The 13,477-nt window shown below is 30.8% G+C and carries 13 protein-coding genes; 4 read left to right on the forward strand and 9 right to left on the reverse strand.

Going from position 1 to position 13,477, the window contains the following annotated elements; all coding sequences use genetic code 11:
* The 4 genes from ACTG3S_RS10660 to ACTG3S_RS10675 form a co-directional block, all read right to left on the reverse strand.
* On the reverse strand, positions 1-2,421 hold a 2,421-nt coding region (locus ACTG3S_RS10660; protein WP_439129339.1), incomplete at its 3' end, for a hypothetical protein.
* Between the two features lie 50 nt (positions 2,422-2,471).
* A complete protein-coding gene (locus ACTG3S_RS10665; protein WP_439129340.1) occupies positions 2,472-3,809 on the reverse strand; it encodes a deoxyguanosinetriphosphate triphosphohydrolase in 1,338 nt (445 codons plus the stop codon).
* Between the two features lie 157 nt (positions 3,810-3,966).
* Complete coding sequence (locus ACTG3S_RS10670) at positions 3,967-5,748, reverse strand: ribonucleoside-diphosphate reductase subunit alpha (RefSeq protein WP_439129341.1); 1,782 nt, start codon at positions 5,746-5,748, stop codon at positions 3,967-3,969.
* A gap of 3 nt (positions 5,749-5,751) precedes the next feature.
* Complete coding sequence (locus ACTG3S_RS10675) at positions 5,752-7,026, reverse strand: ribonucleotide-diphosphate reductase subunit beta (RefSeq protein WP_439129342.1); 1,275 nt, start codon at positions 7,024-7,026, stop codon at positions 5,752-5,754.
* A gap of 371 nt (positions 7,027-7,397) precedes the next feature.
* On the opposite strand from ACTG3S_RS10675, the gene ACTG3S_RS10680 reads away from it, so the two are divergent.
* The gene (locus tag ACTG3S_RS10680) at positions 7,398-8,426 is read left to right on the forward strand and encodes a COX15/CtaA family protein (protein ID WP_439129343.1); all 1,029 of its coding nucleotides are present in this window, start codon (positions 7,398-7,400) and stop codon (positions 8,424-8,426) included.
* 95 nt (positions 8,427-8,521) lie between these two features.
* On the opposite strand, the gene ACTG3S_RS10685 is transcribed toward ACTG3S_RS10680, so the two are convergent.
* From ACTG3S_RS10685 to ACTG3S_RS10700, 4 genes are read right to left on the reverse strand one after another with little or no spacing between them, the layout of a single operon-like run.
* Positions 8,522-8,944 (reverse strand): molybdenum cofactor biosynthesis protein MoaE, encoded by a 423-nt coding sequence (locus tag ACTG3S_RS10685; RefSeq protein ID WP_439129351.1) that lies wholly within the window; start codon positions 8,942-8,944, stop codon positions 8,522-8,524.
* A 13-nt stretch (positions 8,945-8,957) separates the two neighbouring features.
* A complete protein-coding gene (locus ACTG3S_RS10690; RefSeq protein WP_439129344.1) occupies positions 8,958-9,290 on the reverse strand; it encodes an MGMT family protein in 333 nt (110 codons plus the stop codon).
* Between the two features lie 52 nt (positions 9,291-9,342).
* Entirely contained in the window at positions 9,343-10,017 is a 675-nt protein-coding gene (gene trmB / locus ACTG3S_RS10695) for a tRNA (guanosine(46)-N7)-methyltransferase TrmB (protein WP_439129345.1), read from the reverse strand.
* Positions 10,018-10,026: 9 nt separating this feature from the next.
* Complete coding sequence (locus ACTG3S_RS10700; protein WP_439129346.1) at positions 10,027-10,248, reverse strand: DUF6341 family protein; 222 nt, start codon at positions 10,246-10,248, stop codon at positions 10,027-10,029.
* A gap of 41 nt (positions 10,249-10,289) precedes the next feature.
* On the opposite strand from ACTG3S_RS10700, the gene ACTG3S_RS10705 reads away from it, so the two are divergent.
* Positions 10,290-11,219, forward strand: coding sequence for a DUF6427 family protein (locus ACTG3S_RS10705; protein WP_439129347.1), 930 nt, complete (start codon positions 10,290-10,292; stop codon positions 11,217-11,219).
* Here the strand turns inward: ACTG3S_RS10705 and upp are convergent.
* On the reverse strand, positions 11,214-11,867 hold the full coding sequence (gene upp / locus ACTG3S_RS10710; RefSeq protein ID WP_439129348.1) for a uracil phosphoribosyltransferase: 654 nt from the start codon (positions 11,865-11,867) through the stop codon (positions 11,214-11,216). The two genes, ACTG3S_RS10705 and upp, sit on opposite strands and share 6 nt — an antisense overlap.
* 83 nt (positions 11,868-11,950) lie before the next feature.
* On the opposite strand from upp, the gene lysM reads away from it, so the two are divergent.
* Positions 11,951-12,421 (forward strand): peptidoglycan-binding protein LysM, encoded by a 471-nt coding sequence (lysM, locus tag ACTG3S_RS10715; protein WP_439129349.1) that lies wholly within the window; start codon positions 11,951-11,953, stop codon positions 12,419-12,421.
* 116 nt (positions 12,422-12,537) lie between these two features.
* Positions 12,538-13,434, forward strand: a complete 897-nt coding sequence (locus ACTG3S_RS10720; RefSeq protein WP_439129350.1) for a DMT family transporter — start codon at positions 12,538-12,540, stop codon at positions 13,432-13,434.
* Positions 13,435-13,477 lie beyond the last annotated feature (43 nt).

A 13,477-nucleotide genomic window follows, 5' to 3' on the forward strand; every position in this document is an offset into this window, starting at 1 on the left:
AGTACCAGATGTAAAGTTAGTTGTAAAAACACCTCTACCATGTGTAGCTGCTAACACTAAATTATCTGAAGCTCTATATTGTAACATATCTACTCTTACATTACCCATACCTTCAGATGCAGGTTCCCAAACAACAGAATCTGCTGTAATATCGTCTGTTTTCCAAACACCAGCTTCTGTTGCTAAAAGAACTTGTTTTCTATCTAAAGGATTAAATAAAGACCATCTAACTGGCATATCTGGTAAATTTCCTTCTTTATTTATCCAACTAAAACCTCCATTTATAGAATACCAAACACTAGTTACACCATAATTTGAGTATGTTAGTAATAATTCATCTTCTGTAGCTCCAATTTGTAAAGAAGATATAGAACCTTCAAAAACACCAAAGTTTGTATAAGCTTGCACATTACCATCTGCTGTTCTTTTAACAATTCTACCACCTGCTGTACAAAAATAAACAGCTCTGTTTTCTTTATTATAAGGAGAAACTTTAATATTTGTAACAGTAGAGTTTAATAATTCTGTAATGGTAAGCGTTTCTGATTCCCCTGCAAAACCTGAAATATTATCTCCTTGATCTTCTAAATCTGGGTTTAATTTAGCTAATGTTATTTCATTATTGTCGTTATAGGAATATAGAATATTATTTTCGTCATCATAATCTGCGGCATTAATAAAACTTCCATTTCCTGTTGTTATTAAAGGAATCCACTGTCCGGTACCACTTGTATAATCTAGTAAATAAAAATTATTATTTGTAAAGGATACAATTTGATAAACACCCATTGTGGCATTTGTAGCTGTTTGATCTATAAAACAGAATCCACCATCACCTCCCCAAACTTCTACACTACTCCCAATACCAGGAGAGGTAGTTAAAAACTGGGTACCATTATCTTGTGTACCACCTAAAAGTCCATTAGGATTCACAGGGTCAATAGCTGCTGAATAATATTGTGTAACGTTATAGTTATTGTTTCTAACATCTATACCTTCATTGTAAGGGTCTAAAGAAAGAGTAGTTGATGGAACTTTAGATAAATCTGGAATAAACTGAATACCACCATCATTGGCCACTAATAATTGATCTGAATGATTTGGTCTAAAAATCATATTGTGTTGATCTGCATGAGCGTAACTTACTAAAGCATCTCTTGAGTCTGTCCAACTACTAATCTTAGTCCAGTCATCACCAGCATCTGTAGATTTAAATAAGTTAATACCTCCTACATATACCTCATTAATATTTGTTGGGTTTACTATTATTGTTAAGTCGTACCAAGCCTGTCCCCTAGTAAAATCTTCTGAAGGTACAGAATTGTCTCTAGAATCATTTGGCAATGTTGTAGTAGCTGTCCAAGTTAAACCTCTGTCTGTTGTTTTTACAACTTCTCCTGCTGTATTTCCATTTGCAATTAAAGCATATACAACAGATGAGTTTGAAGCTGGAGTTGTTATTGTAACTCTTCTAGGATTATCAACACTTGACGTATAGTTATTTACAAAATCTATTCCGTTTACAGAAGAAAACACAGTACCCTCTGCAGTACCAAACCAAATTCTATTATCAGACGCAATTTCAATATCTCTTGCTGGCTCATCACTAACAATAGTCCAAGTAGCACCGCCATCATTAGATCTAATTAAATCAGTACCTGTAGAACCATCTAAATCTCTTACAGCTGCATAAACGACTCCGGGACCAGAACCCTCTGCTCTTACTTCTATATCGAAAACATGCTCGTAAATTTGTGTATTTGGTAAGTTAGCCCAAGTATCTCCTCCATCTGTACTTTTCCATATACCACCTCCATTTATGGCATCAATATTTCCAAAACCTTCACCCGTACCTACATACATTGTAGTTGTATTGTTTGGATCATAATCTATAGCAGTTACAGCAAAGTTAGACATGTCTTCTGCTACCTGAAACCATTGAGAATTATCAGATGTTACGTCTGGTAAAATCCAAATACCGCCACCAACACCACCAGCAAATAATTTTTTATCTGTAGCATCGTTTGGATCAAACATAATGGCTCTTGTTCTTCCACCTACATTATTTGGCCCTCTAGAAATCCAGTTAAATGTCGCTTCAGATTTACTTCTTCTTAGAGTTCTCTTAAAGTTTTTAGTATATTCTAAGGTTTTTAAAAAACGTCCTCTTGGTATTGATTTCGTTTTTGGATCCATAGTTCTTAAAAAATCTTGCTCAAATGCTAAATCTGGACGGTCTTTTTTTGCGATTGCTTTTAACTCTTTTTTTGAGAGAGGCTTTCTTTTAGAATAAGGATGATTTTCTATATATGCTGCATACTCTTTTTGCCTTTTGTCTGCTTCTGTTTCAGAATTACTTGTTAAAAGTACTGCTATCAAGGCAACTATTGCCAAAATAGATAGAGATATTTTTTTTTTCATGTATTATATTTTTTTAAAAAAGTTATCAAATTTAGTGATTATTACTAATTCTAAATAATATTACCTGTTAATTTTTTATGCATTCTAATTGCGTAACTATCTGACATTCTAGAGACATAGCTGCAAACTTGCATAATCCTATTGTATAAATTATTGGTTTCTGATTTATATTCTTCTGGCAACAAATTCAATACCAAACTATCAAAATTAGAAGCATTACCATCATATTTGTTGTTTAATGCAGTTACAAAAACGTGTAATAAATCTGCAATAATTCTGTAGCCAGCTACTTCTTTTTCTATTACTTCTGTGCTTTTATATATTTTTTGAACACTTAGTTTAAGTATGTCGTTTATTTGTGCTTCGTACTTACATTTATCTAATAAAGAGTTTTTAAAACTACCCTCTAAAATTGCAGTTTCGTTGTCTAAAAAAATATCTACTGCTTCGTTAATTAAAACTCCAATAGCTAAGGCTCTTAAATAACTGATTCTGTCTGTTTTGTGCTTTAAAGAATGATATTTTTTAATATCAATAGTATCTTTTACCAGCTTAATCATATATTCTAAAGCAAACTCTTCTTCTATTAAACCTAAATTGATACCATCTTCAAAATCGATAATGGTGTAACAAATATCATCTGCAGCCTCAACTAAATATGCTAAGGGATGTCTATAAAAAGAAATGTTTTCGGTAGACTTTAGTTGCATTCCTAATTCTTGTACCACATCTAAAAAAACAGCTGTTTCTGACTGAAAAACACCGTATTTTTTATCTACAATATGATGGGTCGGTTTTTTTGGCAAACTTTCTTTAGGATACTTTAAAAACGCACCTAAAGTAGCGTAACTCAATCTTAAACCACCAGAAATACCTTCTCTAGATTCTGTAAGAATTTTAAAACCATTGGCATTTCCTTCAAAATCGATTAAATCTTGATACTCTTTATCTGTTAGTTGGTTTTTATATTTTACGCCTTTTCCTGTTTTAAAATACTCTCCAATCGCTTTTTCTCCTGAATGTCCAAAAGGTGGATTCCCGATATCGTGCATTACAGATGCGGCTGCTACAATAGCGCCAAAATCATTAAAAGTATACCCTAGTTCTTTTAAATTTGGATGACGTTCTAACAATACTTTACCTACTCGTCTACCCAAAGTTCTACCAACAACTGATACTTCTAAACTGTGTGTTAAACGCGTGTGTACAAAATCAGTTTCAGATAATGGAATTACCTGTGTTTTGTCTTGCAGACTTCTAAATGCTGACGAAAATATGATTCTATCAAAATCTACATCAAAGCCCAAACGTGTTTCATCTTGTGCTATTCTTGGTCGTTTTTGTGTATCGCCAAAACGCTTTAAAGAAAGGAGTTGTACCCAGTTCATACTATACTTACGTTATTTTTTACTTATTGGTTTGTAAATCTATTAAATTGATTTGGCTTTTACCTTATAATCCATAAAAAAAGAGAAGTATTGCTACTTCTCTTTTTTTACGAACTTTTAAATTATATTCTTCGACAAGCTCAGAATGACATTATGATTATCCTTCACAAGAAGCACATTCTTTCTTTTGCTTAAATTTCTGTGCAGCATTCATACTGTGTTGGTAATACATCGATTTTACACCTAATTGCCAAGCATTCACATATACTTTGTTTACGTCTTTAATTGGCATATCTGGATGTACCATAATATTGATAGATTGTCCTTGATCGATATGATTTTGACGGTTTGCAGCTTGATATACAATTACGTTTTGGTCTATTTCAGAATACGTTTTAAAAACGTCTTTTTCATATTCTGATAAGAACTCTAAATGTTGTACAGAACCATCATTATCTCTAATACTTCTCCATACATCTGTGCTATTTTGTCCTTTTTCTTCTAAAACACTTTCTAAAATAGGATTCTTAATTGTTGTTTTAATTTTTGCAATATCTTTTACATAAATGTTAGACCAAATTGGCTCAATTCCTTGAGATACTTGCCCTAAAATAAATGCAGATGATGTTGTTGGTGCAATTGCATTTAACGTAGTGTTACGTCTTCCATATCCTTTTAAAATAGCTGGCTCTCCATATTCTTTTGCCATTGCTTCAGAAGCTGCATATGATTTTTCTTTAATTACTTTAAAGATTTCATTGTTTAAGTTGTACGCCTCTTGGCTATCAAAAGGCAACATTTTAGATTGTAATAATGAGTGCCATCCTAAAGCACCTAAACCTAATGCTCTATTGTCTTTCGCAAAGTTGTACGCTTTTTCCATAAAACGGAAGGTAAACTGATCGTCTCTATTTTCTGAATCTTTATACACTTCTAATTTTGTAATGAATTCTTCCATTACAGCATCTAAAAAATAGGTTAAAGTTTCTACAGCATCTGTGTCTTTCCACTTATCATAATGTAATAAGTTGATAGAAGATAAACAGCAAACAAAAGACCAATCATCATTAGAAGGCAACATAATTTCTGTACACAAGTTACTTGCGTAAATTTCTAAATTTTTGTCTTTATAAACATCTACAGTACCATTATTTGCGTTGTCTCTAAATAAAATATAAGGATATCCAATTTCTCCTCTACACTGTAATACTTTTGCCCAAATGCTTCTTTTTTCTACATCACCATCAATCATTTCTTGCATCCATTGGTTGCCCACAGTTACACCATGTGTTAACTCTTGTATTGGATTCCCTTCTGTACCGATTTCTAAAAACTCTTTAATATCTGGATGATCTATTGGTAAATAAGGAGAAAAACGACCTCTTCTAACAGAACCTTGACTAACGACATCTACCATTTTTTCGAACAATTGCATAATATGCACAGAACCAGAAGACGAACCATTATTTTTAACTTCTGAACCTCTTGGACGTAGTTTACCAAAGTAACCAGAAGTACCACCACCTAATTTAGACATCATACCCACTTCTGATTGCGAGAATAAAATATCTCCCATATCATCTGCAACATGACTACCAAAACAGCTAATTGGCAAACCTCTTCTTTTACCAAAGTTAGACCATACTGGTGAGGCTAAAGAATAAAAACCTTCTGCCATATAGTTTTCGAACTTGTCTGCAAAACCAGGTTTTTTTAAAATCTTTTCAGCATTTTCTGCTATTTCTCTAATTCTACTTTCTGGAGTAGCATCTTCTGTTAAATAACCTGATTCTAAAAATTTACGACTATTTTCTGTTAACCAAGTATATTCTGGTGTTTGTATCTTACCAAGAATTTCTTTTCGAGAAGAGTTTCTTGCTTCAATTAATTTTTCGTGGTCAGTTTTTGTTTGCTGGGTTTGTTTAGTGTCTAAGTTCATGGTTTAAAATAAATCGTCGCTAGTTATACTTTTTGTTCTTTTACTGTAGTTTATAGATCTTTTTACAAAGAAGTCTCCGTGTTTGGTTCCAATAATTTCATCATCAAACCATTCTGTTTCTGAAAGTAAGGCTTCATCAATATCAAATATTTTTGGTACACCAATACTTTCTAAAGATTTGTTGAATCTGTTTTTAATAAATTCGTTAATTACATTTTTAGGTAAGAAATCTAATTCTCCTTTTTCGAAAATCCAGTCTATAATTTTACTTTCTGCGTAAAATGCTTCATTACACATTTCTTGTATCATTAAAGTGTAATCTTCATCAAACCATTCTGGATTTTCATCTTTTATAATTTTAATGATATCAATACCAAAATCTCCATGTATTTGTTCTTCTTTAGAAGTTGCTTCTACTACATTAGATATTCCTTTTAAGGCATTTTTAAATTTATTAAATGCCATGATTATTAAAAACTGAGAAAATAGAGAAACATGCTCTATAAAAAGAGAGAATAATAATACAGATTCAGAGAATTGTTTATCGTCTTCACTTTTAGAATTTTGTAATGCCAATTCTAAATAATTTACACGACGCATCATTACAGGATTCTTTTTTAAGTTTTTAAACTCGTTATTTAATCCTAAAATTTCTAATAAATGAGAGTATGCATCATGATGACGTACTTCGCTTTCTGCAAATGTAGAGCCAACAGAACCTATTTCTGGTTTTGGCATTTTTTTGTAAATGTCTCCCCAAAAAGATTTTACAGCTACTTCTATTTGAGAAATGGCTAACATGGTATTTTTTATGGCATGTCTTTCTGTTTCAGAAAGGTGTGCTTTAAAGTCTTGTATATCGCTAGTAAAATTAAACTCTGTGTGGATCCAGTAAGAGTGTCTTATGGCATCTACATATTCATATAAATTTGGATACTCGTAAGGTTTTAAGTTTACGCGTTTTTCAAAAATATTTGTTTTTCTGCTTCTTGCTTGCTCATCTCTATATAAAATATACGCTTTGGCAACATCTCTAAAAGGGCTATCCATTAACTTTACCTCTACAATATCTTGTACTTGTTCTACAGTGGGTATGTATAAAGGTTCGTTTAATTTTCTTTCTAACAAAGCACCATTAACAATATTAGAAATAGCTACTGCATCTCTTCTAGTACCGTTATTTACAGTTTGCATCGCTTTTTCTATGGCATTTGTTATTTTTTCTAACTCAAAGGGTGTTGTTTGATAATCTCTTTTGATAATGTGCGTTATTTCCACGATGATTTAATATTAAGTTAATGTTAATTTTACTGCCTAACAAAGATTGTAATTTTTGCTTTTAAAAGAAAGTCATACTTATTCACAAATCCCTTGAAGTTTTTAACAAAAATCTAAATTTTACATTATTCGTAAAAAATTAACACATTTGCAAGTAGCTGTTTTTTAAATAATTAAAACCTAAAAAACCGGCTATTACTTGCTATAGCTCAAATTCTTAAAAGTGTTTTTTTTGAATGGTTTTTTTTCAAAAAAAATTGATTTTAAGTTTGATAAAAAATATTATTTAGAATTTTTATACATAATTATAAGATGCTCTAAATGGTTTTAAAGAATTTGTTTTTAAAGTATCTTTGTAAAAAGATTTTAAGATGAAAAATAGGTTTCCTAAAATTGTAAAAGCGGCTATAATTTCTGTGTATTTAATTTTTTTAGCAGGTGCTATTGTTAGAATGACAGGTTCTGGAATGGGATGTCCTGATTGGCCAAAATGCTTTGGATATTTAATACCTCCAACTTCTGAAGACCAAATAACCTGGAAACCCAACACAACTTACGAAGAAGGTTTTATTATTATTAAAGACGAAACTTTATATGTTGCCGACAAAACCATAAAAACAACTACTAGCTTTAATATAGATAATTGGCAAGCCTACACAAAACACGATTATAATGTATTTAATAAGTATCATACTTGGACGGAATACATCAACAGATTAGTTTCTGTTTTAGCCGGTTTTGTATTTCTGTTTTTGGTTTACGGTGCTATTAAATTAAGAAAACAGGATAAAAGAATTCCTTTTTTAGCTTTTGCAGCGTTCTTTTTAATGTTGTTTGAAGCTTGGTTGGGCAAAACAGTTGTAGACAGCAATTTAAACCCAACTACTATTACCATACATATGGTTGTTGGCTTAATTATTATTGCCCTTTTATTAGGGTTACAGTTTATTATTAGTGATGAAAAAAAGAAATTCCCTTATCATAAGGTTTTTAATAAACTACTTATCATCTCTGTAGTTTTCTCGTTAGTACAAATTGCAATGGGTACACAAGTAAGACAATTTATAGACGAACAAGTAAAGTTATTTGGTTTTGAGAATAAAAACTATAGTTTAATGAATCCTAGTTTTAAATTCTACTTTCATAGATCTTTTACCATTGCCATTGTGTTGGTAAACTTTGGACTGTTCTACATCAATCAAACAAAAAAATTAGGTTACAATCTGGTAAATTGGATTGTTGCCTTAATTTTTATAGAAACCATTACAGGTATTTTAATGTATTATGCAGAATTCCCTCTAGGCACACAAGCCATACATTTATTGTCTGGCGCTATTTTATTTGGGCTGCAATTTTATTTGTGGTTGCAGAGTAGGAAAACAGTAATAGTTAGCAGTTAGCAAAAATGAATAATAGATTTCTGAAATAAGTTTAGAATGTAAAAAAATTAAACATTTTGACTGCCTACTTAAGATTAAAAAACTGCCAACCAGAATTAAGGATGTGCATTTACCCAAACATCACCATCAGAAAAATATTCTTTTTTCCAAATGGGTACTGTTTCTTTTAAAGTATCTATGGCAAACTCACAAGCCAAAAAAGCTGCTTTTCTATGTTTAGAAGATACTGTAATTATTACAGGTACTTCTCCTATTTGTAAAAGACCTTCTGCATGATGAATGGCAATTTTTTTAATACCGAATTTTTTCAAAGCCAAATCTGCAATTTTTTGCATTTCCTTTATAGCCATGGGTTTATAAGTAGAAAAATCTAATTTTGTTACTTGTTTTCCATTGGTATCATTTCTAACAACACCAACAAATGTAGCAATGCCACCACACGAATTGTCTTTTACAAAGTTGTAACATCCTTGTAAGTTTAGCTTTTCTGTTGTTATTTTTATAGAAGTTGTTTGCATAAAAACGCTAAAATTAAGAAAGTTCATCCATAGGATTCCAAAAAACGCTGTCTAAGTTTTGTATTTGATTGTCTATTACAACAACACCTTCATTTTCTAATAATTGTTGCATTAAATTGGTACCATCAAAATGATGTTTGCCAGTAAGCAAGCCTTTTCTATTTACAACTCTGTGCGCAGGTACATCTTCTAAATTGTGTGCTTTGTTCATTGCCCAACCTACCATTCTTGCAGAACGTGCAGCTCCTAAATATTTGGCAATTGCACCATAACTAGTAACCTTACCAAAAGGTATTAAACGCACTACGTTATAAACTCTTTCAAAAAAATTATCGTTTTTATCCACAGAGTGAAGATAGAAAATTTTAGGTAAAATTAAGAAAGATAAAGTGCGACTTTTAAGAATATTGCAACCTAAACTTTATGTAAGTAATTGGCTTGTCTACAGCTAAGTATTGGTTTTCGTAAAAAGTTTGTGTTTCTGTAACCTCTTTAGGCGAACCACCATTTTTATACACATTATGGTTTGCGTTTAAAATTTCATGACCTTCACCATGCAACAAACCTAAAGTATAACCATGCATAAACTCGCTATCTGTTTTTAAATTAACAACACCTTCTTTGTTTAAAATTGTGTGATATTTTTTTAAAAAACTACTATTGGTCATTCTATGTTTGGTGCGCTTGTATTTTATTTGCGGATCTGGAAAAGTTATCCAGATTTCTGAAACCTCGTTTTCTGCAAAAATAAAATCTACCAATTCTACTTGTGTTCTTACAAAAGCAACATTGGGTAAATTTTCTTCTAATGCTGTTTTTGCTCCTCGCCAAAAACGCGCCCCTTTAATATCTATACCAATGTAATTTATATTCGGGTTTTTTCTGGCCAAAGCAATTGTATACTCGCCCTTACCACAACCCAACTCTACAATAATAGGATTCTTGTTTTTAAAAAAAGAATGCCATTTGCCTTTATAAGAAAAGTTGGTTACAACTTCTTCTCTTGTTGGCTGAATGACATTTTGAAACGTTTCGTTTTCTTTAAAACGCTTTAATTTGTTTTTACTTCCCAAAGTGTAAAATTAAGCTCTGTCTTCTGTTCCTTCTTTTACAAATCTTCTAGATTCTTTCATCCAGTAGGCAAATAAAACTAATAGCACTAATAAAAAACCCCAATTTACTGCGTTAGAAATCCACCAGCCTAAATCTGCGTTTGCTATATTTGTGCGTAGCCACTCAAAAGGAAGAAATAAAACTTCAGTAAATAAACTTCCAATCCATCTAAAAATATTGCTTGCTATCATAACTTAATTATCTTTACGCTACAAAAATAACAAAAGAAACAATGCTAGCCAATTTTTTAAGCAAATCTAAACCCATCAATTTTATAGTATTGACGAGTGTTTTTATTTGCCTATTTTTAATTACTTGTTTTTCCCTTTTTTTTATGGCTAATTTCACCCCTTTTGTATTGCTAAAAGTGGCTGGTTTTTTAGCTTTATTTTTTGTAATATTTTTCTTTTTTAATTTTATTGTCACTAAAAACGGTCTAACTTTCGATAATTCTTACGCTTTTTTTACTTTTATTATACTTGTTTGTTATTTTTTAGAAGCGTTTTTAAGTTTTAAAACATTACTACTTTTTTTAGTTTACACACTGTTTTTAAGAAAAGTGTACAGCTTAAGGTCTCCTAAAAAAATTCTTCAAAAATTATTTGACAGTGGTTTTTGGCTAAGTATTTTATTTATTTTAGAACCCTTAACAGCAGCTTTTGCATTGGTTTTATATGCTGCAATTTTACTATATCAAAAAGTAATTATAAACTATTTAATTGCTCCTATTATAGGTTTTATTACGCCTTTAATAATTTACTTTACCTATTGTTTTTGGTATGATAAAACGTATTTATTTACCAATCTTTTTTATTTTGATAGCTTTAAAGAGGTGAATTTATTTGCAGAAAATGGTTTTTATGGATTAACCATTTTTGTGTTGCTATTAACTGTGATTGCTATTTTTTTAAAATCACCAAAAGCACTTGCAGTAAATAATTCTTTTAAAAAAAGTTGGTTATTATTAGTGATAAACTTTGTAATTGCACTTATTTATTGCTTGTACATACCAGAAAAAAATGGAGCTGAGTTTTTGTTTTTTTTATTTCCATCTGCAGTAATTATTGCGAATGGTATAGAATTATTACAAAAAAATATTTATAAAAACAGCCTGTTTCTAATACTTTTAACAAGTGCTTTTGCAGCGGTTATTTTCTTATAATTTAGAACCAAAAGCCAAATCTCCAGCATCTCCTAAACCAGGAATTATATAACCTTTATCATTCAAAGTATCGTCTATGGCAGCCACCCATAAATGCGTATTTTTTGGAAATTTTTTCTTTATAAAACTTACCCCTTCTTTAGAAGCTATAACTGCTACAATATGCAATTCTTTTGGGTTACCATGTTTTTTGATAGCCTCGTAAACCGCCACTAAACTTTGCCCAGTTGCCAACATTGGGTCTGCCAATAAAAGAGTTTTATTGTCTAAATAAGGTGCTGCAAAATACTCTACCACAATTTCGAAATCTGTATTATTCTTTGGGTGATTTCTATACGCAGAAATAAATGCATTTTCAGCATCATCAAAATAATTTAATAAACCTTGGTGTAAAGGCAAACCTGCTCTTAAAATAGAACATAAAACAAGTTCATTGTTAGGTAACTCCATTTTCTTTTTTCCTAAAGGAGTGGTTACATTCACAGTATTATAGCTTAGGTTTTTGCTTAGTTCATAACCTAATATTTCTCCTATTCTTTCTATATTTCTTCTAAAACGTAAACTATCTTTTTGAATATTTACATCTCTAATTTGAGCTAAAAATCTAGTTAATATAGAGTTGTTTTCTGAAATATGATGAATGTGCATGCCTTCTTTATTAGATTAAACAAATGTACAGAAATTGCCGAAAATTTGTATATTGCCTAATGTAACATCAAAAAAAATAAAAATTGGGAATTTTTTCTTTTATTAAAAACGCAGGTGCCAAAGTTTTTGGTATCGGAAAAACAACAGACGAAGAAAATGCGGAAAAATCTAGCCAACTTAGAGAGGCTATTACAAACTTAGGTTTAGAGGTAAAAGATTTAGGTATAGAAGTAGCAGACGATGCTGTAACTCTTTGGGGAGAAGCTGTAGATTTAGCTACCAAAGAAAAAGTTGTTTTAGCTGTAGGGAATACCAATGGAGTTGCGTCTGTTGACGATAAAATGACCGTTAAAGAAATAGAAATTATCGAAGAAAAAGAAATGGCACAATTACATACAGTTGTTAGTGGAGATACTTTAGGTAAAATTTCCAAAAACTATTATGGCAATGCTATGAAATACCCAGTCATTTTTGAAGCAAATAAACCTATGTTATCACACCCAGATAAAATATATCCTGGTCAAGTATTAAGAATACCACCTTTAGTAGACTAACTAAAAATTAATTAACCAACCTAAAAAAGAGTTTCAATGTATTTTGAAACTCTTTTTTTTATGCCAATCTTAAAATAATCATCAACTTTGTAGATTAATTTTTTAGTAATCTTATAATGAATCAAAGAACCCTTGCTTTAATAGCTGTTTCTATAGGTACTCTAATTTATGGTATTAATTATACCATTGCAAAAGCTGTAATGCCCATGTATGTAAAGCCCTTTGGATTTATACTAATAAGAGTTTTAGGAGCTACAGTTATATTTTGGTTTATTGGCTTGTTTATTAAAAGTAAAAAAATAGAGTCGCAAGATTTTAAAAAAATAGCCATTGCTTCAGTTTTTGGTGTGGCTTTAAATATGTTGGCTTTTTTTAAAGGATTGAGTTACACCTCTCCTATTAGTGCTTCTGTAATGATGGTAACATCGCCCATAATGGTCCTAATTTTTTCGAGTATTTTGATAAAAAAAGCGATTGGTAAATTAAGAGTATTAGGTATTTTTATTGGGTTAATTGGTGCTATTTTGCTAATTACTTTTGGCAGCAAAACAACAGTAGCAAACACCAACAATAATCTGGGTAATTTTTTAGTTTTTGTAAATGCAGCTTCTTATGGTTTGTATTTAGTATTAGCTAAAAACCTCATCAAAAAATACCACCCAATTGTCTTTGTAAAATGGTTTTATTTTTTTGGGTTGGTTTTTGTAATTCCTTTTGGTTTTGCTGAATTTTCAGAAATTACTTGGCAAAAAATACCCACAAATATTTATTGGAATATTGGTTTTGTGGTCATTTTTACAACTTGCATTACCTATTTATTCAACCTTTATGGTTTGTCTAAATTAAAACCCACTACAGTAAGTGTTTTTATTTATTTACAACCTGTAATTGCCACAGTTTATGCATTAATTGTGGGTAGCGATTCTTTAAACTTTACTAAAATTAGTGCTACTTCATTAATTTTTTTAGGCGTTTATTTAGTAACCAAACAAGTAGAAGAATCTGCCAAATAAGGTTATATTTGCAAGGTATTTAAAATTACCACTTTATGATTCA

This window comes from Polaribacter sp., from assembly GCF_965656025.1.
GTDB lineage: Bacteria > Bacteroidota > Bacteroidia > Flavobacteriales > Flavobacteriaceae > Polaribacter.

What these genes read in the sequence shown, in the direction of transcription:
- ACTG3S_RS10665 (WP_439129340.1), bottom strand. Translation starts at nt 3,809, where the DNA reads ATGAACTGGGTACAACTCCTTTCTTTAAAGCGTTTTGGCGATACACAA.
- ACTG3S_RS10670 (WP_439129341.1), bottom strand. Translation starts at nt 5,748, where the DNA reads ATGAACTTAGACACTAAACAAACCCAGCAAACAAAAACTGACCACGAA.
- ACTG3S_RS10680 (WP_439129343.1), top strand. Translation starts at nt 7,398, where the DNA reads ATGAAAAATAGGTTTCCTAAAATTGTAAAAGCGGCTATAATTTCTGTG.
- ACTG3S_RS10685 (WP_439129351.1), bottom strand. Translation starts at nt 8,944, where the DNA reads ATGCAAACAACTTCTATAAAAATAACAACAGAAAAGCTAAACTTACAA.
- ACTG3S_RS10700 (WP_439129346.1), bottom strand. Translation starts at nt 10,248, where the DNA reads ATGATAGCAAGCAATATTTTTAGATGGATTGGAAGTTTATTTACTGAA.
- ACTG3S_RS10705 (WP_439129347.1), top strand. Translation starts at nt 10,290, where the DNA reads ATGCTAGCCAATTTTTTAAGCAAATCTAAACCCATCAATTTTATAGTA.
- upp (WP_439129348.1), bottom strand. Translation starts at nt 11,867, where the DNA reads ATGCACATTCATCATATTTCAGAAAACAACTCTATATTAACTAGATTT.
- ACTG3S_RS10720 (WP_439129350.1), top strand. Translation starts at nt 12,538, where the DNA reads ATGAATCAAAGAACCCTTGCTTTAATAGCTGTTTCTATAGGTACTCTA.